Origin of the sequence: Actinomyces viscosus (assembly GCF_900637975.1) — a bacterium.
Lineage (GTDB): Bacteria > Actinomycetota > Actinomycetes > Actinomycetales > Actinomycetaceae > Actinomyces > Actinomyces viscosus.
Window position 1 is genome coordinate 1,370,799 of sequence record NZ_LR134477.1, and the last position, 25,680, is coordinate 1,396,478.

The window sequence follows — 25,680 nt, forward strand, 5'->3', positions numbered from 1 at the left end:
TGTCAGCCCTGTCGCACCCGAGCGAGCGTCATAAGCCCGCAGCCGTACGCCTTGGACCGGCCGATACCGGCGACGAGCGCGCGGCGCAGAGGCTCAGGATCGGCGATACGCAGAACCCCCTCGTAGACGGTCCGGTTGATGGTCACCCGATCGCGCCCTTCACCCTCTGACCGCCGTCGGCTGAAAACAGGACGCTCCCGGTACGCGACCACGACAGCCCCGTCGGTGCCCCCGACACGGTCCACGGGGATGAGCTCAAAACCGTACTGTGGGGTGCGGTCAATGAGCCACTGCCGCTGCTGCTCAACAGTGACGTGCCCGTACCTCTGCCCGCGCACTCCCGGACCTCGAGAGGCCGAGTAGGACGGGTTGGCCGCGAGGCGGAAGGCCCACAGCTGTCCGGCATCCAGCGAAGCGAGGAAAGGCGAGTAGTCCAGAGTCCGTGCCTCGGTACCGGCCACCCCCGCCTCAGCGACAAGCTGGGAGCAGTCGGGCTCGGACGGGGAGAGTATGTACAGCGCCGTCGTCGTGCCCTGGTCTACCCGCCACAGGACACGTCCGGGACCGTCCCCACCGTTGCCTCCGGTTGCCCCCATGACGACGGCGTGCATGACCTGAGGTGATCCCAGGAACTTGCGCGCGAGACGGCGTTCCGGAGCCAGATCGATCTTCGTCAGGAACACTGGTTCGCCTCCTCCAGTGCACGCATCGGGTCGTGAGCGTCCGGCTCGGGGGCACTCACCCGTGCCATGAGTCGTTCGACTTGGCGGAAATCGTAGTCGCGGCGCCGTGGATCGAAGGATACCGGTACATCACGAGTACCCTGAGCCGCTCCCCGTTCCTCGGCGGGCACAGCCTCCTGGTCGAGGAGCAGCTCCGCGTCGAAGCCGAGACCGTGGTGCCGTCTCCGGAACCACGGCGAGGCGATCCACGGCTCGACCCGAAGCGCATCGATCAACGCTGTCTCCTGGAGGCCCAGCGACACAGGTGGTGTCGGCGGGCAGGAGCGCCTCCCGAGGTACAGCGGGAAGGCCGGACGCTGAAGTGCCTCGTCAATCCCCTCCAGGAGAGAACGATTGCCTTCGATACCTGCGAGGAAGACGGCGTCGGCGAGGTAGTAACGGTTCGACAGAGGCATGGAGTCCTTGCCATCGAGGGTGCGTGCTGTGTGGAAGTCCCTGATGACTCGGCCGGGCTGGTCCTTGCGCACCCCGAATCGCAGGGACAGCAGGTCCTCGATCGGGTCCGTCCGGCGACGACCGACAGCGGCCGCCAGCATGCCGATAATGCCGCTCCTGGTCGGCGCGAGCTCGGTAGAACGGACGGTGAAGCGCGATTTCACCCCCCAAGCCTGCAAAGGTCCTGCGATTCGCAGGAGGAGGACGGTCATCAGCTCCGCTCCTCACGGCTCACACGTGGAGCCACGATCTGACGGACCCGCTCGGGCAGGTCGGTGAAGGATACGCGTTCACCGAGTGAGGAGACGGCGTCGGAGTCCTTGAGGGCGACGACGAAGCTGTTCAGTGGCGCCAGCCCGTAGTTCTTCCCGATTGTCTCGGCGTACTGGGCCAGTTCACCCACCGAACGGTCGACGTAACCGTGGCCGGAGGCCTCCGGCACCGGCTCCTCGAAGGCACCGACGAGAGAGACAGGCTGGTCATCGCGGACGGAGACGACGACGGTCTCCGGCAGGGTCCGGTTGGCGAACGTGTTCTGCTTGCCGGTGGGCATGGACAGGCAGAAACCCTTGATGAAGACCTCAAGCGCCCGCAACGCGGCATCTCCGTCCCCAAGGTTGTCAACCAGCATGTCGAGATTGACGGTGGCGTAGCGGTACATGGTGGCCGATGAGAACTCGACCGTTCCCATCATGCCGGCACCGGCGTCCTCCTCCTCAGAGCGGTTCTTCTCATCATCGACGGCGGTGAAGAAGTCGTACTCGTTCTCGGCGGCGTGCGTGGAAATAGCGTGGGCCACCTGACAGGCGGCATCAACGTTGAGGTCGGTGTCGTCAGCCACCATCCGCCCGAAGAGGGCGATATCGACGGCGTGCGCCTCCTTGAAGATCTTCTTGACCGTCTTGGCGTCGAGTGCCTCGCCGTCGCGGGCCGAGGCAATGGCCAGCTCGGCCAGGCGCGCAATCTGGCTGGTGGACAGGAACAGAAGGTAGCCGGACTCCTGAGCCCCGTCCTTCTTACCGCGCGGAGACGAGAGCTTGATCTTGGCCGCCTTGAAGACGCCCTCGGCGAGAGTGGTGGCATCGTCCGTCAGCTCTGGTGCATCCTGCGCGATCTTCGAGGCCAGGACCTCGACGACTCGCTTCGTGCGCACGCCGACGTCCTCGGCGTCCAGAAGCTCGTTGAAGTACAGGCGCGTCGCTCGTTTCCAGGACTGGCTGGAGACCCGCAGACGGCGGACACCACCGTAGACGGCGGACTTGGGCGAACCCGAGTCGTCCCGGTTGACGCAGGAGGGCGGCAGGTTCTGGATGATGTGGATATCGACGTAGGTACTCATGGTCAGTTCTCCGGGTTCGGCGCAGTGGTGGTTGAAACGGGATCGGATGCCGGGGAGGCATCGTCGGTGGTCAGTGGGGGCTCGACGGGCAGGGACTGGTACTGCCGCGCCCAGGCCAGGCGAACCTTTCTGGCTCCGCCGGGTTGCTGGAAGTGAAGGATGTCGTCGGCGAGCATCGCGTGGTCCAGGGGGATGCTCCGGGCTCGGAACAGCGAGATGATGCCCCGCAGGTGGTGGCGCAGCTCGGTGACGGTTGTCGAGGTCACCAGAGCGTTGAAGCGTGCTCGGGCCGAGGGGTTCTCGTCGTCCGGTGGGCCGATCAGGATGCGGGCCGCGTGGCCGAGTCCTCTCCCGGGTACGAACATGGGCTCGGTTCGTGACTGCTGGTGCACGGCGTAGAGCGTCATGGCGGTGTGGACGGCCGTTTCCTCCCACGTGGGGGCATCGTCCACATAATCGGGAACATGGACGCTGGTGAGCTCCCAGATCTCGGGAAGCTCACCGGGCGGTCTGTTCGCACCCTTGCGCAGGACGGCCAACTCGCCGCGCGCCCGGGCCTCGTTGCGCCGATAACGGGACTGGAGCCCCTCTCGCTGCTTCGTTCCGCCAATGCGCTGGTTGACAAGGCGCCCCGCGTTCTCCTCCAGACGCGGACGATACGCCCGTGGAGGGTTTCCGGGCGGCACCGCATTTGCCGCGTTCGCTGGTGCACTGGTATCCGACACAGTCATGCCGGTGTCCTTTCTGCGTTCTCATTGTTCTCAACAGTCGTGTCTTGGTGCGCAGGTGCCGGTATCGCCGTGTTCAGAGCGCGTCGGAAGAAGAACAGAGCCTTGCCGACGTCCATTCGACCCTTGCCCTCCCCGCGTCCGGCGAAGGCGGTGTCCGGTACGGCGGATGCGAGTGCCTCCTGCTGCCGCCAGGCCTCGGAGCGCAGCAGCTCGCGCCACTGGTCACGGGCGCTGGCTGGCTCCGCGCCGTCGAGGGAGGCGAGCCATCGGGGGAAGCGCTCATCAATCACCTGGTAGAAGGTGGCGCTGGCGTGCTCGCGCACAGCCGATGCCGTATCCGGGCTCCCGCCACAAGCGCGGTCCAGGTTCACGGCCAGGCTCCGCAACGCGGAGGCGACCTGCTCCGTCTCCTCCATAGCGCCGCGCACGACGGCGAGCAGCCGCTTGTTCTCGAAGTCGAGTAGGCCGGCGGGCAGCGAGAGGACGTCGTCGACAAGCTCGGTGACAACCGCCTCCTGAGCCCCGTACTCGATGCCGACGGCGTGCAGGTGAATGAGGCCTCCTGCAGGCACGATCCTGCGGCGCATGAGTTCCTGGTAGAAGGAGACGACGCCGGGAGAACGGTACCGTGTCACGTCCCCAGCACCCTTGACCGTGATCCTTGGGCTCAGCTGAGCCACAAGGGTCGACAGCCCTCTCCAGAAGGCCCGGTCCGTCGGCAGCTTGCGCGGCATGTAGACGGGTGCCTTGAGCTTCTTAGTCTGAGGCTCTGAGTAACGCCATGCGGTCATCGGTTCGACCAGATACCGGTTCTGGGGTGTTGCCTTGTCTCCGTTGCCGAGAAAGAGTCCGGTGACGCCCGCGTCGTCGCCGTGCAGCAGCACGCGGCGCGTCTGCCACGTATAGCAGGAAACAGGTCCCATAGGTTCCAGATCATGAGAACCCGCCGGGCCGTCGGCCTCGCGCTCCCACGGCGCGAGATCCTGCTCGGGATCGACGTCAACCAGGTCAGGAAGGTTCTCGCAGACGACGGTGTTGAGGAGCAGCGTCCGCTCCAGACTCTCACCCGTCACTGTCACGGCACCGATCTGCCCCGTCCATCCGGGGCCGATTGGGTACCCTTTTCCTCCCTTGACCTGAGGATCGCCGACCGCCCCGGTACGAATACCGGACGGGTCGAACGCGTGAACGTGCACCAGCCACCTGGCCGCCTCCGCCCAGCTCAGGGATTCCAGTCCTTGAGCAATACGGGTCGTGAAGAAAGGGTTGCCATTGGGGACATCCACGATGAGCGTCTCCAGTCCCGAGGTCTTGCCCGAGGCTGCATGGATTCCTGCTACCTGGAAGAATGGGCGGTCCGGGTCCCGCAGGTCGAAGCGCTCCCGGAAACGCTCGAGGTAGGCCACAGCGTCCTGCCCCAGGCGTTCAGGGTCGTTCCAGTACTCCCGCCAGGTGTCCAGGTCCTCCGGCCCGTCCATGGTGCGGTGGCTGATAGCCAGCAGCAAGCGCAGGATGGCCACGTCCTGGCTGGCGATCTCACCATGAATCCCGGCGATGTCCGTCGCCTCCCGGAAGAGGGTGAGAAGGGATACCTCGTCGGGGGCACCGTCGAGCCGAGTCACCCGGATCCAGGGCTCGTCGAGAAGATTGAAGTTCGGTGTCATTGGGAATGGACCTCCTTGAGCCCGGTGGATGGGGAGTACTCGAGTACGGTGTCGGCCAGCTGCGCCCGACCGCCCTCCAGGAGGAGGAACAGCTGTCCGCGAAGCTGTGGGTCATCCTGCCAGGCGGGTACGACACGTATTTCCAGCTCATCGATGACCTGGTCGATCCTGCTCGGGTTGCTCAGGCCTGGGGGCAGCCTCACGGCGGACAGGGCCATAGCACGCACGATCCTCTTGTCCGGGGCGCAGTCGGTGGGAATCATGGCACCAGGCGCCTCAGGCGCGGACGGTAGGGTACGCAGCTCCTCCTGCCCGCCTGTCCGGCGCAGGTCCAGAAGGATGACCTCCAGGGAGTCCTCACCGTCGCGGACCTGCGCGCGTCCCTTCTCCTCATTGTCGGAAGCCGTTGCATGCAGCCAGTCGATCAGGGAGGCGCCTCTCCCGCTCTGCTCGGGCTCATCCAGGAGGTATCCCTGAGCAGCGTCATGCTTCGCTCGGTTGCTCGTCACGTATTTCTCTCGAGCGCGGGTGACGGCCTCCTGCCATAACGGTGGCACCGGAGCATCAAGGCTGTAGACAGCTTCAATGAGGTCGTGGACGTCATCGGGAACGGTGACGATGCCGGAACCGTCGATGACCCGGTCCAGGGCGGCCGCGCTCAGAAGCATGTCCTGCTCGCCGTATATCGCGTTGGCTCCCGGCTCCAGCGAGGGCTCAGGGGACGACGTCGACGGCAACCAGTCGATGTAGCAGGTGGGTACGGCGAGCCTGGGCGGCCGCGGCCGCTCGTGGCGGTGGAGGCGCCCCATGCGCTGGAGGAGCAGGTCGATGGGAGCGAGATCGGTAACGATCAGGTCGAAGTCCACGTCAAGGGACTGCTCAACCACCTGAGTGGCGACGACGATGGCCCGGCTCGGACGTTTCCCTGCCTTGCGCGGAGGACCGAATCGGTCGAGGAGGTCCTTGTCCTTGGCGAGCCGGTCACCGATGGTGAAGCGGGCGTGGTTGAGACTGACCTCCTCACCGAAGCGCTCGCGCAGCAACTCATAGGTCTCCTGCGCACGTCGCACCGTGTTACGGACCACCAGTGCGCAGCCGCCGTCGACGAGGGCCTCCTCCAGGAGCGGGGTCAGAGCATCTTTCGCGAGCCGTCTGAGATGGACCGTACTGCGCCGTCCCGACGCCGTCGGAACAACTTCGGTACGTTCCCTACCAGCAGTGACCAGGCAGGGGAAGGGCGTGTGCACGGCGTCGGGAGCCGGCTGGCGGCGGACGCGCTCCCCCGCCGCCAGCCGCAGGCCCCGACGGTAGGCATCGACCATGGCCGAGCAGCGGGCCTCGGACAGCGTTGCCGACAGGAGCACCACCGGCACCCCGTAGGCGGCGAGCCAGGTCAGTACCCGGTCCAGGTAGACGTTCATGTAGGTGGAGTAGGAGTGCACCTCGTCAACGATGACGACCTTGCGGGACAGCCCCAGGTGCCGCATGGCCAGGTGCGGGGAGCGCATCGCCCCGAAGAGCAGGTGGTCCACGGTGGTGACGACGAAGTCCGACAGCATCGACTTCTTGCGTCCGTTGAACCACGCCAGGATCGCGAGATCTGCTCTATGACCGTCCTCAGCGCCGGTGACGCGGTCCGTCCGGGCCTCCTCCTCGTCCCATCCGATCCAGGTAGGACGTGGGGAGTCACCGCTCGTGTCATCGAGTGACCCGAGGAGCCGATCGCGGATCTCGTAGCCGCGGCGTCGCAGAAGCTGTGCCTCTTTGTTCAACCGCGAGCGCCCGTGCAGGAGCTGAGCCGCGAAGTCGGAGGGTGCGCCCTCGCCGGCGTAGGCCTCCTCGATCCTCTCCAGCCAGTCGAGCTCACGAGAGAACATGGCGTCCGTCGTCGCCTGGGTGGGCAAGGCGAAGAGTACCCCGCAGCGGCCTGTGCGTGCGGCAAGCACCTCGGCGGCCATGAGGGCGGCCTCGGTCTTCCCTCCTCCTGTGGACTCCTGGACGATGAGCAGACCGGGCAGGTCCATGGTGCGAGCGGCCTGGAGCGTGCGTGTCTGGACGTCGGTGGCGCGGGCGCCGTCGGGCAGGTCGAAGCGGCTGGTGAGCAGTGAGCTGGAGTCGGCACCCTCATCTCGGGGTCTCCATGGCACGGGGATCTCCAGGCGTGACAGGCCGGTGGCCACACGAAGCGCGTGGGCCTCGGGGACGATCAGCTGCACCCCATCCTCCTGGAGGGGCAGCAGTGGAAAGTACGCCTCGGTCGAGGCGATCCAGTCCGAGACGATAACCAGCCCCGAGAGCTCCACGAGGAAGGGCTGAGACCACCTGCGCCGCGCCCAGTGAGGGAGAAGAGCCGCCACACCAGTGCATCGTGAGACGAGCTCGAGGAGCTCAAGACGGGTTGCGCTCCAGGCCTTGCCCTCGCCGAGCAGGTGCTCGTGCCCGGAGTAGTCGGTGGTCAGGGCTGCCCTCGTGGGCGGGATGCCGTGGTGGGCTCCGACAACCGAGGCCAGGGCCACGGCCGGTTCATAGTCCCAGCCGTGCTCGTCCATGAGCCAGCTCTCCAGGATCACGTGCCCCGCCAGGGCGTGCGGGAGCTTGCGCCGCTCGAGAGGATCAACCGGCTCGTGGATCAGTCCCGCCTCCTTCATCCGGTCATCCAGTCCCGGGACCTGGACGGAGAAGGCCGGAGTGCACTTGCCGATGTCATGGACGCCGGCGATCCAGGAGGCGAGCAGGCAGAACTCCTCCACCGGGGACAGCCCGGCGTCGGAGTCCGCGAGCTCGCGCTCGATGAGTTCGCGGGCGGTGGGGGCCAGCCAGTGCCTGGCAAGGTGCTCGGCCACCGCTGCGGCGTCGAGCAGATGCAGCCAGAGTGGCAGCCAGTGGCGACTCTCAGGGTCGTAACCGAACTTGGCCCACACGGATCGCGCTTGCGCCGAGAGCGTCACAGAGGACTCCTTCATTGGAGAGGATGAGCCACGTGGGCTAGCGGATGATCCTCGGCGGTGAGGCTCATCCGTCAGGGAATTGAGAGTGTTTCGGTGGAAACGAGGGCTGCTGCACAGCGGCGTCGGATCGCCGTCTGAGCCGGCTCAAGTTTTCAGTCGAAAGAACCTCGGAAGCCACGTTTCCACAGCCGATAATAGCACTCGATCCGCCCGCAATAACACCTGGAACACAGTAGAAGGATTGAGGTCAACCCTCCTTGCAGAAGGCGGACGAAACTATTTTAACCGGAGTGGTGAATTTTAGTGCAGCACCTTGATTACTCATTCCGATCTCACCTGGAAAGGGTCTAGCCGGACGACACGTGGGGCCGGCAGACCAGTTCACTCGGTCTGCCGGCCCCACAAGTACCAGGAACTCAGGCCCGGGCCTGGATCAGGCCTCGGCCTTCACGTCGACCTTCTCGACCTTGGCGGTGGGCTCCTTGACGCCGGGGGCGGCGACGACGGAGGCGTCCACGCAACCGACCTCCCGCTTGACCAGGTCCAGGTGGGCACCGGTCCAGGCACCCTTGTCCTCCGGGACGGTCAGCTCCAGGCGGATGCGATCCCCCACGTGCAGGCCGACGGCCTTGCGCTCATCCTGAACGAGACGCACCAGGTCACGGGCCCAGCCCTCGGCCTCCAGGGCGTCGTCGAGGGCGGTGTCCAGTACCACGAAGGCTCCCGAGGGCAGCATGGTGGCCGCCAGGGAGTCGTCGTCGACCTCGATGCGGGTCGTCAGCGTGAAGGCTCCGTCCTCGGCCTCCAGGACCACCGGGGCGCCGTCGAGCAGGACGTCGTCGAAGCGCACGTCCCCGTCCTCGGTGATCTCCCACTGGCCCGCCTTGACGGCGGCGAAGAGCCTGGAGGTGAGCTTGCGGACCTCGGGGCTGAAGGCGCGCGGGTTGAGGGTCAGGTCCGCCCTGGCCTCGTAGCCGGCGGACTCGGCGTCCAGCACCCGCACCTCCTTGACGTTGACCTCCTCGGCCACCAGCTCCCGGAAGGGGGCCAGCCCGGCCGGGTCGGCCGTGGCGATGGTCAGGCTGCGCAGCGGCTGGCGCACGCGCAGCTTCTCGGCCTTGCGCAGGCTCAGGGCCGCCGAGACCGCCGCGCGCGCCTCATCCATGGCGGAGACGAGCTCGGCGTTGGCGACGTGGTCCGGCAGCACCGGCCAGTCCGTCAGGTGCACGGAGCGCCCGCCGGTCAGGCCCCGCCAGATCTCCTCGCTCACCAGCGGCGCCAGCGGCGCCATGACCTCGGTGAGCACGCGCAGCACCGTGGCCAGGGTGTCGAAGGCGGCCTTGTCGCCGTCGGTGAAGCGCTGACGCGAGGTGCGTAGGTACCAGTTGGTGAGCACGTCGAGGAAGTCGCGGATCGTGGCGCAGGCCCCGGTGATGTCGTAGCCGTCCATCTGGGCGGCCACCGTCTCGGCCAGGTCCTTGGTGCGAGCCAGGACGTAGCGGTCCATGACGTGCAGACCGCCGCGCTTGGCGAACAGGCTCGCGTCATCGAGGTCGACGCCGTCGGTGACGTAGCCGCTCCCGTCCACCTGGCCCGCGTAGAGGGCGAAGAAGTACCAGGTGTTCCACAGCGGCAGCACCACCTGGCGCACCGTGTCGCGGATGGCCTTGTCGGTGACCACGAGGTTGCCTCCGCGCATGACCGGCGCGGAGAGCAGGAACCAGCGCATGGCGTCGGCCCCGTCGCGGTCGAAGACCATGGAGACGTCCGGGTAGTTGCGCAGCGACTTGCTCATCTTCGCCCCGTCGTTGCCCAGGAGGATGCCGTGGGAGACGCAGGAGGTGAAGGCGGGCCGGTCGAACAGGGCCGTGGCCAGGACGTGGAGGGTGTAGAACCAGCCGCGGGTCTGGCCGATGTACTCCACGATGAAGTCGCCCGGGTAGTGCGACTCGAACCACTCGACGTTCTCGAAGGGGTAGTGCACCTGGGCGAAGGGCATCGACCCTGACTCGAACCAGCAGTCCAGCACGTCGGGGATGCGGCGCATCATGGACCTGCCCGTGGGGTCGTCGGGGTTGGGCCGCACGAGGGTGTCGATGAAGGGCCGGTGCAGGTCCTTGACCGCCACGCCGAAGTCGCGCTCGAGCTCGGCGTAGGAGCCGTAGACGTCGGTGCGCGGGTAGTCGGGGTTGTCGCTGACCCACACCGGGATGGGCGCGCCCCAGAAGCGGTTGCGGGAGATGGACCAGTCGCGGGCGCCCGCCAGCCACTTGCCGAAGATGCCGTCCTTGATGTGACCGGGATACCAGTCGATGTCCTGGTTGAGCTCGACCATGCGGTCGCGGATCGCCGAGACGCGCACGAACCAGGAGGAGACCGCCTTGTAGATGAGCGGCTTGCGGCAGCGCCAGCAGTGCGGGTAGGAGTGCACGTAGGAGGCCTGGCGCACCAGGACGGCACGCTGGTCCTCGTCGCGGCGAGCCAGCGGGCCGGTGCCGTCGCGCAGGTCGGCGACGATCGGCTTGTTGGCCTCGAAGACCTGCAGCCCGGCGTAGTCGCTCACCTCCTCGGTGAGCACGCCGCCGTCGTCGACGGGCACGACCGTCTCGATGCCGGCCTCGGTGCAGGCGATCATGTCGTCCTCACCGAAGGCCGAGGCCATGTGGACCAGGCCGGTACCGTCGGAGGTGGTGACGAAGTCGGCGGGGATGATCGTCCAGGCGTTCGGCCCGGGCGCGGCGCCCTCGGCCCGGTGGGCGGCGTCGTCGAAGTAGTCGAAGATCGGGTGGTAGCGCCGTCCCACCAGGTCCGCCCCGGTGCAGGTGGCCACGACCTCCGGGTCCTCGCCGAGCTCGCGGGCGTAGGAGCCCACCAGGTCCTTCGCGATGACGACGTCCTGGCCGGCGACCGGCGAGTCCAGGTCCTCGTCCACGTGGACGGTCACGTACTCGACGTCCGGGCCCACGGCGATGGCCAGGTTGGAGGGCAGGGTCCAGGGCGTGGTGGTCCAGATGAGGACCAGCTCGGGGCGCTCGGCGCCCTCGCGCAGGGGCTCCTCCAGGCGCAGGCCCACCGTGACCGTGTTGTCCTGGCGGTCCTGGTAGACGTCGTCATCCATCTTGAGCTCGTGGTTGCTCAAGGGGGTGCGGTCGTGCCAGCAGTAGGGCAGGACGCGGTAGCCCTGGTAGGCCAGGCCCTTGTCCCACAGCTGCTTGAAGGCCCACAGCACCGACTCCATGTAGTCGGGGTCGAGGGTCTTGTAGTCGTTGTCGAAGTCCACCCAGCGCGCCTGGCGGGTGACGTAGTCCTCCCACTCCTTGGTGTAGCGCAGGACGGAGGTGCGGCACTCCTCGTTGAACTTCTCGATGCCGATGCCGCCGGGGCGGGTGATCTCGGTGACGTCGTCGATGCCGAGCAGGCGCTGGGCCTCGAGCTCGGCGGGCAGCCCGTGGGTGTCCCAGCCGAAGCGGCGCTCGACGCGCTTGCCGCGCTGGGTCTGGTAGCGCCCGACGGCATCCTTGACGTAGCCGGTCAGGAGGTGGCCGTAGTGGGGCAGGCCGTTGGCGAAGGGCGGGCCGTCGTAGAAGACGAACTCGTCGCAGGGCTCGTTGCGGTTGTCGATGGAGGCCTGGAAGGTGCCGTCTGCCTTCCAGTAGGCCAGGACCTCCTCCTCGATGGCGGGGAAGGAGGGCGAGGGGTCGATCTGCTCCCCCGGCCGGTGCAGGGGGTAGAAGGCGGCGCCGGTCGGCTCGCTGCCGCCGGCGGTGGTGCTGTCAGCCATCTTCTCAGCCATCGCGGTGTGCTCTCGTCTCACTCGTTCCTGCCGCCTCGGGCGGGCGCCCGGGGGCCTGACGAGGACGACGACGGCTCCCGGCCGGGTCTGGTGCCCGACTGGTGCCGCACCGCGGTACCACCTCGCTTGCCGTGCCGCTGCCCTCAGGGGGCGGGTCCGCACGACCGCTTCGTTCTCAGCTGTGACGGGCTGTCCCGTCCGGTTCTACTGGGGGCCGGTGGCGCTGGTGCGCCGGGCCCGGTTCTTCCGGAGGCTCGCCGGTGATGGCCGGGTCGCTGCCTGTGCTCCGGGGAGTGTAGTGGGCGGCGTGCCGCCGGGGCCAGTTCGTTCCCGGCCTCGATGGCGTCATCCTCCCCACACCCGGCGGTGGAATAGGCGCCGCGCACACTTCGGAGGCTGTGTCCTCAGTGTGTCCTCGGCCCAGCCACTCGGTCTAGCCGGCCGCGTTGAGCTCCTCAACCGCCTCCTGGGGGAGGGTGAAGCTGGTGGCCTGGACCGCCTCGGACAGCTGGGCGACGCTGCTGACGCCCACGATCGGGGTGATTGCCGGCTGCTGGGCGTTGAGAAGGGCCAGGACGACCTGGCTCGGTTTCATGGACAGCCTGCCTGACCACTTGCGCAGCACCGCCAGGCGATGGTGGGTCCCCGGGTGCTCGTAGGCCTCGGGAAGCGCACGCTCCGGGCGCTCATAGGCACCGGTCAGCAGCGGCGTGTAGGCCCACAGCTCCACGTCGCACCGCCCGGCGAGGTCCTTGCTCTCGATCGTCATCATCCCGTGGGGGTGGTCCTCGCCCTCAACGGGGACGTCGGGTCTGGGATGAAGATAGGACTCCCGCAGCTGGAGGGCGCTGAACCGGGCCGAGCCCCGCTGCTGGGCGTACACGTTGGCCGCGGCGGTGTTCCATGCCGGATGGTTGGACAGCCCGATCCGGGCGGCCAGTCCTTGAGCGACCAGGTCGCCGAAGGCGGCCACCACGTCCGGAATCGTCTGCGCCCGGTCCTCCATATGAGCCCAGTACATATCGACGCGCTCGGTCTGCAGACGTTACAGACTGTCCCGGATGGCTCGGTGGACGGTGTCCTTGCCGAGGCCTTCCACCGCGTCCAGGAAACCGCGGGGGCGGGTCGGCTCCGCACCGACCTTGGTACTCAGCCTCACCCGGTCGCGCACCCCGCGATCAGTGAGCCACTGGCCGATCACGGTCTCGCTCTGGCCCCCGAGACCGGTCTCGGAGCTCCAGAACGCGTAGCAGTTCGCGGTGTCGATCCACAGGCCGCCGAGATCCAGGTAGGCATCGAGAATCTCCCGGGATCGGTCCGCGGGCAGACGGGTGCCGAAGTGCATGGTGCCGAGCGCCATGCGAGGGGTGTTCTCGCTCATCACAGTACTCCCAACATGGGGCGGGCCGGCCGCGAAAAGACGGTCACCATCGCCGCGACAGGCCCATCGTGACTTCAGCGAGGTTCTGGTACGGCAGCACGCTACCCGCTCCCTCGCGGTGTCTGAAGATCTGTCGGCCCCTGTCTTCCGGGGGACGTCGGATGCCCGCCTCGGCCTCCTGAGACGACCGACCAGTGTCACCGAGGGAGACTTTTAGCGACAGGAAGGGCGGCCGAGCTCCCGAGCGCAGCGCCCCGACCTGCAGGAACGGATTGTCAATCGAGCAGCCGCACAGCAGCTGGGCGTCTAAAAGTCGCCGATCGTGACAGATCTGGTGGTTCAGACACCGGCTGCCTGCCATCCCGAGCGCTGTCAGCTGCCCGCGCTCGGGGTGGCGTCCTGCTGGAGGACGCCGGAGGAGCCGGAACCTCCCCGCTGCCCACCCTCGCCCGATCCAGAGCCGCCGGGGGCGTCTCCGTTGGGGGTGGTCCGGCCGGCACCACCGGAGCCTCCTCCCGGTCCGCCCTGCCCACCGGGACCGCCCTGGCCGCCGGGCCCTCCACCGGGCATCTGCCCGCCGGGACCGCCCTGCCCGTTGCCGGGCTCCTGCTGAGCCCGGTTGCCCGAGCCGTCAGGGCCGAGAAGCTCGTTAGTCCCCCAGCCTGCCGCGAAGGAACCGGCCAGCAGCGCCACCCCGGCGGCGCCCACAATGATGCGACGGCGGTACCAGGGCTTGCGGGCCTTGGAACGAGCCTTACTCGCCGCTGAGGACGCAGGGCCGGCGACGCCGATGGTCGCGGCGTTCTGAGCGTCCGGGGACACCCACGTTCCTGTCAGCCTCGTGTCGGCGGTGCTGCTGCCGGCAGCAGCCGCCCGAGCCGCACCGGCCGACTCGTCCGGGGCGGCCTCACCGCCGCGAGCGGCGGAGAACTGCTCGGTAGCGGCAGCGGCCTCACCGCCCTGTGCGTGCACCGAGGCCGAAGCCTCTCCGGGCTCCTCGACCGCTTTCATGCCTTCGACCGCGTCCTGCGCAGGGGCTTCTGTGGCGGGCCCCGCGTTGTCCTTGGTGCCGTCGTCCGCGACACCTCGGGTGGGAAGGCTCTCGGTGACCGCGTCACGCTGGGCGCCTGAGGCCTTGCCACCGGCCTTGTCACCTCCGGAGGAGACGTGCTTGCTCATAGGTGTCCTTTCAGTCTGGCTCCCGGCCCCGCCGGGGCTGGAGCAGACGTTAGGAACCCTTACTGTGTCCACAGCAGGTCAGACCTGTGGGCAACCTGTGTTCGGCTGGCCATGAGCTCGCCATCGGCCCGCCTACAGCCCACCCACGTGCCTGCGGGAAGCCTCTCCCCTACTGCTCGCGGGCCACGAGCGTGTTGGAGGCCTGGGCCCGTGGCCGCACCACCATGGAGTCGATGTTGACGTGGGCGGGCAGCTCGAGGGCCCAAGCGATGCAGGCGGCGACGTCGTCGGCGCTCAGGGGCTCGGCGACGCCGGCGTAGACCCTCGCGGCAGCCTTGGCGTCCCCGTGGAGGCGGTTGAGGGAGAACTCCTCGGTGGCCACCATTCCCGGGGCGATCTCGATGACGCGCACCGGCTCGCCCACCAGCTCCAGGCGCAGCGTACCCGCGATGATCCGCTCGGCGTGCTTGGCTGCCACGTAGCCGCCCCCACCGGGGTAGGTGTCATGGGCGGCGGTGGAGGTGAGGAACACCAGGTCCCCTCCCCGACGGCGCATGCCGGGCAGGAAGGCCTGGGTCACGCGCAGGGCCGCGAGCACGTTGCGCTCGTACATGGTGGCCCACTCCTCCGCCTTGCCCTCGGCGACCGGGTCGACCCCCAGCGCGCCGCCGGCGTTGTTGACGACCGCGTCGACAGGGCCGCCGTCGAGCACCTCACTGGCCAGGCGCTCGATATCACCCGGCTCCTGAAGGTCGGCGGCAACCCAGGTGCAGCCGGTCTCGGCGGCCAGGGCCTCCAGGCGCTCCACCCGACGCGCGGTGGCCGCGACCTCCCAGCCGTGGGAGCGAAGGAGCCTGACGGTGGCGGCGCCGATGCCCGTGGAGGCCCCGGTGACGAGGGCTCGGCGCCCAGGGCGCGAGTGCTCGATGGTGACGTCATTGTGGTTCCCGTTCATTGCTCCACGATACGTCCCCGTCACGATCACCTGGCACAATCGCCCCCGATTCGATCGGGTCCGCCCAGGACCGGTCGAGGCCCAGCACAGCCCGTCCTCATCCGGAAGGCAGCACATGAACGCCGTTATCCTCGCCGTCCTGGTCATGCTCATCCTGGCGATGCTGCGCGTCCACGTGGTGCTGTCCCTGTTCGTCGGCGCGCTCGTGGGCGGGCTGAGCGCCGGCCTGGGGATCAGCCAGACCATGGTGGCCTTCCAGAACGGGCTGGCCGACGGCGCCAAGATCGCCCTGTCCTACGCGCTGCTGGGGGCCTTCGCCATGGCGGTGGCGCACTCGGGCCTGCCCCAGCTGCTGGCGAACTGGCTCATCGCGAGGATCGAGACTGAGGACGGGTCCACCGCGCAGCGGACCGTGCGCGTCACCACGATGCTGGTGCTCGGCGGCCTGACGGCCATGGCGATCATGAGCCAGAACCTCATCCCGGTCCACATCGCCTTCATCCCGCTGGTGGTCCCGCCGCTGCTCATCGTCATGAGCCGCCTGCGGCTGGACCGCCGCGCGGTGGCCTGCGCCATCACCTTCGGCCTGGTCACCACCTACATGTTCCTGCCGCTGGGCTTCGGGCGGGTGTTCCTCCACGACATCCTCTACGCCAACATCAAGGACGCGGGCCTGGACGTCTCCCACGTCTCGGCCACGCACGCCATGGGGATCCCGGCGCTGGGCATGATAGTAGGCCTCCTCATCGCCGTGTTCGTCACCTACCGCAAGCCCCGCACCTACCGGATCGACACCGGAACCGACGCCGGCGACGAGATCTCCGGCCCGGTCGAGATCGACCGTCGCAAGGTGGCGATCGCGCTGGTCGCCGTCGTCGCCTGCTTCGCGGTCCAGACCTTCCTGACCTGGACGGGGTCCGAGGCCGATCCCCTCCTGGTCGGGGCGCTCCTGGGCCTGCTGCTGTTCATGGCCACCCGGGTCGTCACGATCGCCGAGGCCGACGACGTCTTCACCGGTGGGATGCGGATGATGGCCCTCATAGGGCTCATCATGATCACGGCGCAGGGCTTCGCCGCGGTCCTGAAGGAGACCAAGCAGATCGAGCCGCTGGTGAAGTCGGCGACCTCCCTGTTCGCCGGGTCCAAACCCACCGCCGCCTTCGCCATGCTGCTCGTGGGTCTCATCGTGACCATGGGGATCGGCTCGTCCTTCTCCACCCTGCCGATCATCTCGGCGATCTACGTGCCCCTGTGCCTGTCCCTGGGCTTCTCCCCAGTGGCGACGGTCTCCCTCATCGGGACCGCCGGGGCCCTGGGGGACGCCGGCTCACCGGCGTCGGACTCCACCCTCGGCCCCACGGCGGGTCTCAACGCCGACGGGCAGCACGACCACATGCGTGACTCGGTCGTCCCCACCTTCCTGCACTTCAACATCCCCCTGCTCGTCGCCGGCTGGATCGCCGCCATGGTGCTCTGAGGCCGGCGGAACACGACCGCTGAACGGACGAGCGGGGTGAGCGGTGTGAGCACGGCACGATCCGACCGACTCCTCAGAAGTCGCTCCGCCCGGCGCATCGGCGCGGTACCGTGTTGATCTCACGTCACAGACGAGCAGGAGGCCTCATGCGTATCGGGTTCATCGGCGCCGGCAACATGGTCAGCGCGATCGTGCGGGGGGTGGTGGCCGCAGGAACACCGGCCGGGCACCTCCTGCTCACCAGCAAGCACGGCTCCGCCGAGCGCCTGGCCGCTCAGGTCGGGGCCGTCCACGTGCCCGACGCCGCGGACCTGGTCTCGCGCAGCGACGTCCTCATCCTGGGGCTCAAGCCCTACGTCATCCCCACCGTCCTGATCCGGCTGGGCGATGCCATCGGCCGCAGCAAGCCCCTGGTGGTCTCCATCGCGGCCGGGCTGACGCTCGAGCGCCTCGAGTCGATGCTGCCCGAGGGCACCCGGGTGGTGCGCACCATGCCGAACATGGCGGCGGCCGTGGGCGAGTCGATGACCGCGCTGGCCCCGGGGCGCAACGTGAGCGCCCACGACCTGGAGACCGTGCGCACCCTCATGGAGGCGATCGGGCGCACCGTGATCATGGAGGAGAAGGACTTCTCCGCCTTCATCGGCCTGGCGGGCTCCTCCCCCGCCCTGGTGTGCGCCTTCGTCGACGCCCTGGCGCGCGCGGGCGTCATGGGCGGCATCCCCAAGGCCCTGGCCGTCCAGATCGTGGCCCAGGCGGTGCTGGGGACCGCCCGCACCGTGCAGACCGAGGCCCAGCGCACCGCTGAGGGCGGTCACGGCCGCACCCCCGCCGACCTCATCGACGCCGTCTGCTCCCCCGGCGGCACCTCGGTGGCCGGCATGGTGGCCCTGGAGCGCGCCGGTTTCTCCGACGCCGTCGTGCGCGCCTTCGAGGCCATCGTCGAGCGCGACAAGGAGCTGGGCGCCTAGCCGCGTGGGGCGGGCCCTGCCCCTCGTGCCCGCCCGACCCGCGGCGGGGCAATCCACCCCGGTCACCGGCGGCGTTTTTCCGCGTCTCCGCGCGGGAAATACCCGCCTCGACGACGACGCCGTGACCGGAAGCACACATCGTTCTTGCTTGCTGTCAGATAAATGCGTGGCTAATGTTTCGGCCATGACCTTCTCCCACGCAGTCCTCTTCAGCGGTGTGTATCCCGCTGACATCCTGCGTGCCCATGCGGTCATGTGTTGTCAGGCCTGAACCGCGCCTGACGCACCCGAGGGGGACAACCCCGCTGTACGAGGTATCCGGCGCGATGAAGCGTCCGGAAGGCCCCGTCAGGATGGCTGCGGCTGACCGAACGGCCTGAAAGGCCCGTGCTCAGCGCACCCGGACGCTCCTGCGCCAATGACACCGCCACTGACACGACTGACCCGCCTGTGGCCCCATCACCGTCATGGAGGAGCAATGACCACCACCGTCACCCCCACCGCAACACCTCCCGCTCGCACTGTGCGTCCACCGCGCAAGGCCCGTCCCAACGGCCAGTGGGCCCTCGACGGCCGCAAGCCGCTCAACGACAACGAGGCCTTCAAGCAGGCCGGAGCTCCCCTGGAGGTGCGCGAGAGGATCCTGAGCACCTACGCACCCGGCGGTTTCGAGACCATCGCGCCCGACGATCTCAACGGGCGTTTCCGCTGGTGGGGCCTGTACACCCAGCGCAAGCAGGGGATTGACGGCGGCCGCACCGCCCAGCTGGACGCCTCCGAGCTCTCCGACCGCTATTTCCTGCAGCGGGTGCGCCTGGACGGGGGCAGCCTCAGCCGCGAGCAGCTGCGGGCGCTCGGCTCGGTCTCCAACGACTTCGCCCGCGGCACGGCCGACATCACCGACCGTCAGAACATCCAGCTCCACTGGGTGGAGATCGGCAGCGTCCCCGAGCTGTGGCGGCGCTTGGAGTCGGTGGGGCTGACGACGATCGAGGGCTGCGGGGACACCCCCAGGGGCTTCCTGGTCTCCCCGGTGGCGGGCATCGCCAAGGACGAGGTCATCGACCCCACCCCGCTGGCCGAGGCCATCAGGTCCACCTACCTGGGCGATCCCGAGCTGGCCAACCTGCCCCGTAAGTTCAAGACCGCCATCACCGGCTCGCCCAGCCTCGACATCCTCCACGAGATCAACGACATCTCCTTCGTCGGCGTCGAGCACCCAGACCTCGGTCCCGGATACGACCTGTGGGTGGCCGGGGCGCTGTCGACGGCCCCGCGCCTGGGGCAGCGCCTGGGCGCCTTCGTGCCCCCCGAGGACGCCCTGGAGGTCTGGTACGGCGTCATCCGCATCTTCCGCGACTACGGCTACCGCCGCCTGCGCAACAAGGCGCGGCTGAAGTTCCTCATGGCCGAGTGGGGTCCGGAGCGCTTCCGGCGGGTTCTTGAGGACGACTACCTGGGACGTGCTCTGCCCGATGGTCCCCCGCCCCGGGAGCCGAGCGGGGACTCCGACCACATCGGCGTCCACGAGCAGAAGGACGGCCGCTTCTGGGTGGGCGCCAAGCCCCCGGTCGGCCGACTGAGCGGGGACGTCCTGCTGGGCCTGGCCGACCTGGCGGAGGCAGTCGGCTCGGACCGGGCACGCACCACCCCGCTGCAGAACCTGCTGCTCCTGGATGTCCCGGCCGAGAAGGTGGACGAGGCCGTCGCCGGGCTGCGCGCCCTGGGGCTCGATCCCGACCCGGGAGACTTCAGCCGCACCACCCTGGCCTGCACCGGCCTGGAGTTCTGCAAGTTCGCGATCGTGGAGACCAAGAGGCTGGCGGCGCGGGTGTCCGCCGAGCTCGACGAGCGTCTGGCCGACACCGACCTCGATCGGCGCATCACCCTGACCGTCAACGGCTGCCCGAACTCCTGCGCCCGCATCCAGATCGCCGACATCGGCCTCAAGGGCCAGATCATCACGGTCGACGGCGAGCAGGTGCCCGGTTTCCAGGTGCACCTGGGAGGGGGCCTGGCCACGTCCGGGCGCGCCGAGGCGGGACTGGGCCGCACGGTTCGGGGCCTCAAGGTCCCCGCAGCGGGCCTGACCGACTACGTCGAGCGCCTCGTGCGGCGCTACCTGGACCAGCGCCTCCCCGAGGAGAGCTTCGCCCAGTGGGCGCACCGGGCCGAGGAGGAGGACCTGGCATGAGCCCGTCGGCAATCGTCACAGCAGCTACCACGGCAACCACTAGGGCTTCTGGCACAACCACCCGGCTGCGCCCCAAGGAGGAGCTGCGGGAGCTGGCCGAGGCCGGGGCCCGCGAGCTCGGGGAGGAGGCCGGCGCCCTCGACGTCGTCCAGTGGGCGGCCCAGAACTTCCCCGGCACGCTCGCCGTGGCCTGTTCCATGGCCGACGCCGTCCTGCCTCACGTGGTCTCCCGGGTCCTGCCCGGAGTGGATGTCCTGTTCCTGGACACCGGCTACCACTTCGCCGAGACGATCGGCACCCGCGACGCCGTGGCCGCCACCATGGACGTCACCGTCGTCGACGTCGTCCCTGAGATCACCGTGGCCGAGCAGGACGAGCGCTACGGACCGGACCTGTGGTCGCGAGATCCGGCCGCCTGCTGCCGCCTGCGCAAGGTCGAGCCGCTGGCCCGGGCCCTGAGCGGCTACGAGGCCTGGGCCACCGGGGTGCGCCGGGAGGACGCCCCCACCCGCACCCGCACCCCGCTGGTGGGCTGGGACGCCACCCACGAGATCGTCAAGATCAATCCCCTGGCCGCCTGGAGCCTGGAGGACCTGACCGGCTACGCCGACCAGCACGGGGTCCTCATCAACCCCCTCCTCTACGACGGCTACCCCTCGATCGGCTGCGCCCCGTGCACGGCACGCGTCAAGCCCGGAGACGACCCCCGTTCCGGCCGCTGGGCCGGATTCACCAAGACAGAATGCGGAATCCACCTATGAGCATCACCCTGACCCCCACCGCACCGGCCCCGTCCCCCGCCCCTGCTCACCTGCAGGCGCCCCGCCCCGGCCCCGCCGTTGCCACCGATCCGGCCGGGGCCCCGGCGGCCACCGGGGCCCTGGACATCCTCGACGTCCTGGAGGCCGAGGCCATCCTCGTCATCCGGGAGATCGCCGCCGAGTGCCGCCGCCCCGTGCTGCTGTTCTCCGGGGGCAAGGACTCGGTGGTCATGCTGCACCTGGCGCGCAAGGCCTTCTGGCCGGCCCCCATCCCCTTCCCCGTCCTGCACGTGGACACCGGACACAACTTCCCCGAGGTGCTGGCCTACCGGGACCAGACGGTCGAGGAGCTCGGGCTGCGGCTGGTGGTGGCCCGCGTCCAGGACTACATCGACGACGGCCGCCTGCGTGAGCGCACCGACGGCACCCGCAACCCGCTCCAGACGATCCCCCTGCTCGACGCCATCGAGGAGGGCGGCTTCGACGGCGTCTTCGGCGGCGGGCGCCGGGACGAGGAGAAGGCCCGGGCCAAGGAGCGCATCGTCTCCCTGCGCGACGAGTTCGGCCAGTGGGACCCGCGCAACCAGCGCCCCGAGCTGTGGAACCTGCTCAACCCCCGCCACCGCCCCGGCGAGCACGTGCGGGTCTTCCCCCTGAGCAACTGGACCGAGCTGGACGTGTGGCGCTACATCGAGCGCGAGGACATCGCGCTGCCGGACCTCTACTACGCCCATGAGCGCGCGGTGTTCCTGCGCGACGGCATGTGGCTGGCCGCCGGCGGGGTCAACCGGGTCCGCGACGGCGAGCAGGTCGTCACCCGCACCGTGCGCTACCGCACCGTGGGCGACATGTCCTGCACCGGCGCCGTCGAGTCCGAGGCCGCCACCAACCACGACATCGTCCTGGAGGTCGCCGCCTCCACCCTGACCGAGCGGGGAGCCACCCGCGCCGATGACCGCCTGAGCGAGGCGGCCATGGAGGACCGCAAGAAGGAGGGCTACTTCTGATGAGCACCCCCACCCTCACTCCCACTGTGACCGAGACTGTGGCCGAGACTGTGGCAGAGGCCGCGGAGCGCACCGCCACCGCCGGCTCGCTGCTGCGCCTGGCCACGGCCGGCAGCGTCGACGACGGCAAGTCCACGCTCGTGGGCCGTCTGCTGTTCGACTCCAAGTCCGTCCTGCGCGACCAGCTGGCCGCCGTCGAGCAGGTCAGCCTCGATCGGGGCCTGACCAGCGCGGACCTGGCGCTGCTGACCGACGGGCTGCGGGCCGAGCGGGAGCAGGGCATCACGATCGACGTCGCCTACCGCTACTTCGCCACCCCGAGGCGCTCCTTCATCCTGGCCGACTGCCCCGGGCACGTGCAGTACACCCGCAACACGGTCACCGGCTGCTCCACGGCCGACGTCGTCGTGCTGCTGGTGGACGCCCGCAACGGGGTCCTGGAGCAGACGCGCCGCCACCTGGCGGTCGCGGCCCTCCTGCGGGTCCCGCACGTCGTCGTCGCGGTCAACAAGATCGACCTGGTGGACTTCTCCGCCGAGGTGTACGCGGCCGTCGAGGCCGACATCCGCGACGTGGCCGCCGAGCTGGGGGTCGCGGCGATCCACGTCCTGCCGACCTCCGCGCTCCTGGGCGACAACATCGTCGAGGCCTCGAGCGCCACGCCCTTCTACCAGGGACCGCCCCTGCTGGGCCTGCTGGAGTCCCTGCCCACCGCCCGCAACGAGGGCTCCTTCCGCCTGCCGGTCCAGCTGGTCATCCGTCCCCAGGCAGCCGCACCGAGTCCAGAGCTGCGCGACTACCGCGGCTACGCCGGGCAGATCACCTCGGGCCGGGTGCGCGTCGGCGACCCCGTGGTGGTCCTGCCCTCGGGCAGGGGCTCGCACGTGGCCGGCATCGACCTGGGCGACCAGAGCCTGGATGAGGCGGTCGAGGGCCAGTCAGTCACGATCCGCCTGACCGACGACGTCGACATCGCCCGCGGCGACACCCTCGCGGCCGCAGGTGACGCGCCCCAGGTGCTGACCGACGTGGAGGCCCGCGTGTCCTGGCTGAGCGAGGAGCCCCTGCGCCCCCGGGCCCGGGTGCTGCTCAAGCACGGCTCCCAGACGGTCCGGGCGGTCGTGCGCGCCATCAAGGGCAGGCTCGATCTGGAGGACCTGACCACGGTTGCGGCGGACAGCCTCGAGCTCAACGACATCGGCCTGGTGCAGCTGCGCCTGGCCTCCCCGGTACCGTTGGCCGACTATTCGGTCTCCCGGTCCGACGGCGCCTTCCTCCTCATCGACGCCCATGAGGGCGGCACGCTCGGAGCCGGGATGGTGCGGCTGGCCCGCCCGGGTGGAGGCGAAGCGACTGAACCGGTCTCCTCCGGCAGGGGCTGAGCGACGCATGACCCACGAGCTCTCCCCCGGTCTCTCCCCCGACGTGCCCGCGGCCTCGGTACCGCCGGTATCGCCGGTATCGCCGTCAGCGCAGTCTCCGTCGTCGCCCTGCGCGCCGGGCTCCGGCACCGCGCAGGCCACCGGTTCCCCTCACGGCTGGGTGGCGCTGGTGGGCGGAGGCCCGGGCAGCAGCGACCTCATCACCGCCCGCGGCCTGGAGCTGCTGGGCCGGGCCGACTGCGTCGTCGTCGACGCCCTGGCACCGCGCGACCTCCTGGAGGGCCTGAAGCCCGGCACCGAGGTCATTGACGCCTCCAAGCGGCGCGGCCGGCACGTCCTGAGCCAGGAGGAGATCGACGCGCTGCTGATCGACCTGGCCCGCCGCGGCAAGGGGGTGGTCCGTCTCAAGGGCGGCGACCCCTACGTGCTGGGGCGCGGCGGGGAGGAGGCGGCCGCCTGCCGTGAGGCCGGAGTCGCCGTCGAGGTGGTCCCCGGGATCACCAGCGCCATCGCCGTGCCCGCGGCGGCCGGGATCCCCGTCACCCACCGGGGGCTGTCCCGCGGCTTCTCGGTCATCACGGCCCACGCGGACCTCGGGGTCCTCCCCCAGCGCCGCGATCACACCCTCATCCTGCTCATGGGGGTCTCCCGGCTGCGGGACTCGGTCGCCTCCCTGCTGGCGGCCGGCAGCGATGCGGCGACTCCCGCGGCGATCATCGAGCGCGGCTACCACCCCGACCAGCGCGTGACCACCACCGAGCTGCGATGTCTGGCCGACGTCGCCGCCCGCTACGACGTCGCCGCGCCCGCGGTCATCGTCATCGGCGACGTCGTCACCCTGAGCCCGTACTGGGCCGACCGAGTCGTCGAGGAGGCCAGGCCGGCGAGCCCCGCCGCCTAGCCCGTATCGGCGCACGAAGACCGAGAACCCTGGAGTCACTGATGCGCAAGCTTGTTCTTCTCGCCCTCGTCGGCCTGGCGGCTCAGCTGGTCGACGGCTCCCTGGGGATGGGCTACGGCATGACCTCGTCCTCCCTTCTGCTCCTGGCCGGGCTGAGCCCGGCCCTGGCCTCGGCCTCGGTGCACCTGGCTGAGATCGGTACGACGCTGGCCTCGGGAGCCTCCCACTGGCGGCTGGGCAACACCGACCCGCGCCTGGTGGCCCGGCTGGGACTGCCCGGAGCGGTGGGAGCCTTCAGCGGGGCCACGGTCCTGTCGCACCTGTCCACACGGGCGGCGACCCCGGTGACGGCGGCCCTGCTGATCCTGCTGGGGGCCTACGTCCTGGGTCGTTTCGCCCTGAGACCGCCTCAGGGCTCGGACCGGCGGTCCCCGCACGGCAGGAGGCTCCTGGTTCCCCTGGGCCTGGTAGGCGGTTTCATCGACGCCACCGGCGGTGGCGGCTGGGGACCGGTGACCACGACGACGCTGCTGACCCACGGTCGCACTTCCCCGCGCACGGTGGTCGGCTCGGTGGGCGCCTCGGAGTTCCTGGTGACCGTGGCGGCCTCGGCCGGCTTCCTCACCGGCCTGGGAACGGCGGGCATCAGCATCGGGATCGTCCTGGCCCTCCTGGCCGGCGGGCTGGTGGCGGCACCGATCGCGGCCTGGCTCGTCTCCCGCCTGCCCGGCTCGGTGCTGGGCACCGCCGTCGGCGGGCTGATCCTGGCCACGAACCTACGCGTCCTGCTGTCGTGGGCCGGGGCCTCGGCCCGGACCGGGGTCCTGTCCTATGGGGTGCTCATCGCCCTGTGGGCGGTATTCCTGCGTCTGTCGGTCCGCAAGGCGCGGGCCACGGCCCGTCAGGCCCAGGCGGAGACCGGGCAGGCGCTGGAGGAGGTCAGCGCCGAGACCTCGCACGTGGGTGCATCGGCCTCGGCAGGTGAGCCGGTGGTCGCTCCCGCTTCCACCGGGCCGACGTCAGTCGACCTGGTGCACCCTCGCAGGCCCGCCGAGCTGGTGGTGGAGCCGGTATGAGTCCTCGTCCTCTGGTCCTGCTCGCCCACGGCTCGCGCCGGCCCGGGCCGTCCTCGGTCATGTCGCGCACCGCGCAGCGCATCCGCACGATCTTGCCTGAGGTGGAGGTGCGCACCGGATACGTCGAGCTCCAGCCCCCGAATCCGGCCACGGCACTGGCGGGGCTGGTGGATCCGGTGGTGCTGCCCTTCTTCCTGGCCCGCGGCTACCACGTCCTCAACGATGTTCCGGCAGCGGTGCAACGGCACGGCTCGGGAACGGTCACCGGGCACCTGGGGGCCGAGGACCGTCTGGTGGAGGCGGTGGCGCAGCGTCTGCACGAGGCGGCCGCGCCCCTGGGCGGGCTGGCAAGCCTCGACCACATCGTCCTGGGCGCTGCGGGGTCCCGTCAGGCAGCGGCGCTTGAGGAGGTCGAGGCCGTCAGCCGCATGCTGGAGGAGCGTCTGGGCCGCAGGGTGACGCCCGCCTACCTCTCGGCGGCGCGTCCCACCGTGCGTGACGCGGTGAACGCGGGGCGCGCCCGGGGAGCCCGCCGGGTGGGGGTTGCCACCTACCTGCTGGCGGAGGGCCGTTTCCACCGGGCCCTGCACTCCACGGGCGCCGACGTCGTCGCCGCACCCATCGGCGACCATCCGGCGGTCGCGGAGCTGGTGGCCCACCGCTACCGGGAGCTGGTCGCCTGACCGCGACGCGCGCGGCGCCCCCTCACGGACGTGCACGTCGGCCCCTCAAGCCCGCTGACG

At 69.5% G+C, this 25,680-nt stretch carries 18 protein-coding genes and 1 pseudogene; 9 read left to right on the top strand and 10 right to left on the bottom strand.

Annotation, left to right across the window (positions count from 1 at the left end):
- Positions 1 to 2 precede the first annotated feature (2 nt).
- The 10 genes and pseudogenes from cas6e to EL340_RS06005 form a co-directional block, all read right to left on the bottom strand.
- A complete protein-coding gene (cas6e, locus tag EL340_RS05955; RefSeq protein WP_126413850.1) occupies positions 3 to 683 on the bottom strand; it encodes a type I-E CRISPR-associated protein Cas6/Cse3/CasE in 681 nt (226 codons plus the stop codon).
- Positions 674 to 1,390 (bottom strand): type I-E CRISPR-associated protein Cas5/CasD, encoded by a 717-nt coding sequence (cas5e, locus tag EL340_RS05960; RefSeq protein WP_126413851.1) that lies wholly within the window; start codon positions 1,388 to 1,390, stop codon positions 674 to 676. Before cas5e ends, cas6e begins: the two co-directional genes overlap by 10 nt.
- Entirely contained in the window at positions 1,390 to 2,517 is a 1,128-nt protein-coding gene (gene cas7e, locus EL340_RS05965; protein WP_126413852.1) for a type I-E CRISPR-associated protein Cas7/Cse4/CasC, read from the bottom strand. The genes cas5e and cas7e overlap by 1 nt, the downstream gene beginning before the upstream one ends.
- Positions 2,518 to 2,519: 2 nt before the next feature.
- Positions 2,520 to 3,248 carry a type I-E CRISPR-associated protein Cse2/CasB gene (casB, locus tag EL340_RS05970; RefSeq protein ID WP_126413853.1) on the bottom strand — a complete coding sequence of 243 codons (729 nt, stop codon included), beginning with the start codon at positions 3,246 to 3,248 and terminating at the stop codon, positions 2,520 to 2,522.
- The gene (gene casA / locus EL340_RS05975) at positions 3,245 to 4,912 is read right to left on the bottom strand and encodes a type I-E CRISPR-associated protein Cse1/CasA (protein WP_126413854.1); all 1,668 of its coding nucleotides are present in this window, start codon (positions 4,910 to 4,912) and stop codon (positions 3,245 to 3,247) included. Before casA ends, casB begins: the two co-directional genes overlap by 4 nt.
- Positions 4,909 to 7,860, bottom strand: a complete 2,952-nt coding sequence (cas3, locus tag EL340_RS05980) for a CRISPR-associated helicase Cas3' (protein WP_126413855.1) — start codon at positions 7,858 to 7,860, stop codon at positions 4,909 to 4,911. The genes casA and cas3 overlap by 4 nt, the downstream gene beginning before the upstream one ends.
- Before the next feature lie 433 nt (positions 7,861 to 8,293).
- Positions 8,294 to 11,653, bottom strand: coding sequence for an isoleucine--tRNA ligase (gene ileS / locus EL340_RS05985; protein ID WP_126413856.1), 3,360 nt, complete (start codon positions 11,651 to 11,653; stop codon positions 8,294 to 8,296).
- A gap of 433 nt (positions 11,654 to 12,086) precedes the next feature.
- Positions 12,087 to 13,034, bottom strand: a pseudogene (locus tag EL340_RS05995) (aldo/keto reductase).
- Between the two features lie 372 nt (positions 13,035 to 13,406).
- The gene (locus EL340_RS14895) at positions 13,407 to 14,213 is read right to left on the bottom strand and encodes a hypothetical protein (RefSeq protein WP_164719348.1); all 807 of its coding nucleotides are present in this window, start codon (positions 14,211 to 14,213) and stop codon (positions 13,407 to 13,409) included.
- A gap of 169 nt (positions 14,214 to 14,382) precedes the next feature.
- A complete protein-coding gene (locus tag EL340_RS06005) occupies positions 14,383 to 15,168 on the bottom strand; it encodes an SDR family oxidoreductase (RefSeq protein ID WP_126413857.1) in 786 nt (261 codons plus the stop codon).
- Positions 15,169 to 15,283: 115 nt separating this feature from the next.
- Here EL340_RS06005 and EL340_RS06010 point away from each other — a divergent pair, with 115 nt between their 5' ends.
- From EL340_RS06010 to EL340_RS06050, 9 genes are all read left to right on the top strand, one after another.
- Positions 15,284 to 16,645 carry a Na+/H+ antiporter family protein gene (locus EL340_RS06010; protein WP_126413858.1) on the top strand — a complete coding sequence of 454 codons (1,362 nt, stop codon included), beginning with the start codon at positions 15,284 to 15,286 and terminating at the stop codon, positions 16,643 to 16,645.
- Positions 16,646 to 16,791: 146 nt separating this feature from the next.
- Positions 16,792 to 17,616 (top strand): pyrroline-5-carboxylate reductase, encoded by an 825-nt coding sequence (gene proC / locus EL340_RS06015; RefSeq protein ID WP_126413859.1) that lies wholly within the window; start codon positions 16,792 to 16,794, stop codon positions 17,614 to 17,616.
- Positions 17,617 to 18,094: 478 nt separating this feature from the next.
- A complete protein-coding gene (locus EL340_RS06020) occupies positions 18,095 to 19,810 on the top strand; it encodes a nitrite/sulfite reductase (protein ID WP_126413860.1) in 1,716 nt (571 codons plus the stop codon).
- Positions 19,807 to 20,571: a phosphoadenylyl-sulfate reductase gene (locus EL340_RS06025; protein WP_232023246.1), complete on the top strand. Its 765-nt coding sequence runs from the start codon at positions 19,807 to 19,809 to the stop codon at positions 20,569 to 20,571. Before EL340_RS06020 ends, EL340_RS06025 begins: the two co-directional genes overlap by 4 nt.
- Positions 20,568 to 21,578: a sulfate adenylyltransferase subunit CysD gene (gene cysD / locus EL340_RS06030; RefSeq protein ID WP_126413861.1), complete on the top strand. Its 1,011-nt coding sequence runs from the start codon at positions 20,568 to 20,570 to the stop codon at positions 21,576 to 21,578. The genes EL340_RS06025 and cysD overlap by 4 nt, the downstream gene beginning before the upstream one ends.
- Complete coding sequence (locus EL340_RS06035) at positions 21,578 to 22,960, top strand: sulfate adenylyltransferase subunit 1 (protein ID WP_126413862.1); 1,383 nt, start codon at positions 21,578 to 21,580, stop codon at positions 22,958 to 22,960. The genes cysD and EL340_RS06035 overlap by 1 nt, the downstream gene beginning before the upstream one ends.
- 160 nt (positions 22,961 to 23,120) lie before the next feature.
- Positions 23,121 to 23,861, top strand: coding sequence for a uroporphyrinogen-III C-methyltransferase (cobA, locus tag EL340_RS06040; protein WP_126415342.1), 741 nt, complete (start codon positions 23,121 to 23,123; stop codon positions 23,859 to 23,861).
- Positions 23,862 to 23,902: 41 nt separating this feature from the next.
- Positions 23,903 to 24,937, top strand: a complete 1,035-nt coding sequence (locus EL340_RS06045; protein ID WP_126413863.1) for a sulfite exporter TauE/SafE family protein — start codon at positions 23,903 to 23,905, stop codon at positions 24,935 to 24,937.
- On the top strand, positions 24,934 to 25,620 hold the full coding sequence (locus EL340_RS06050) for a sirohydrochlorin chelatase (protein ID WP_126413864.1): 687 nt from the start codon (positions 24,934 to 24,936) through the stop codon (positions 25,618 to 25,620). Before EL340_RS06045 ends, EL340_RS06050 begins: the two co-directional genes overlap by 4 nt.
- Positions 25,621 to 25,680: the final 60 nt, after the last annotated feature.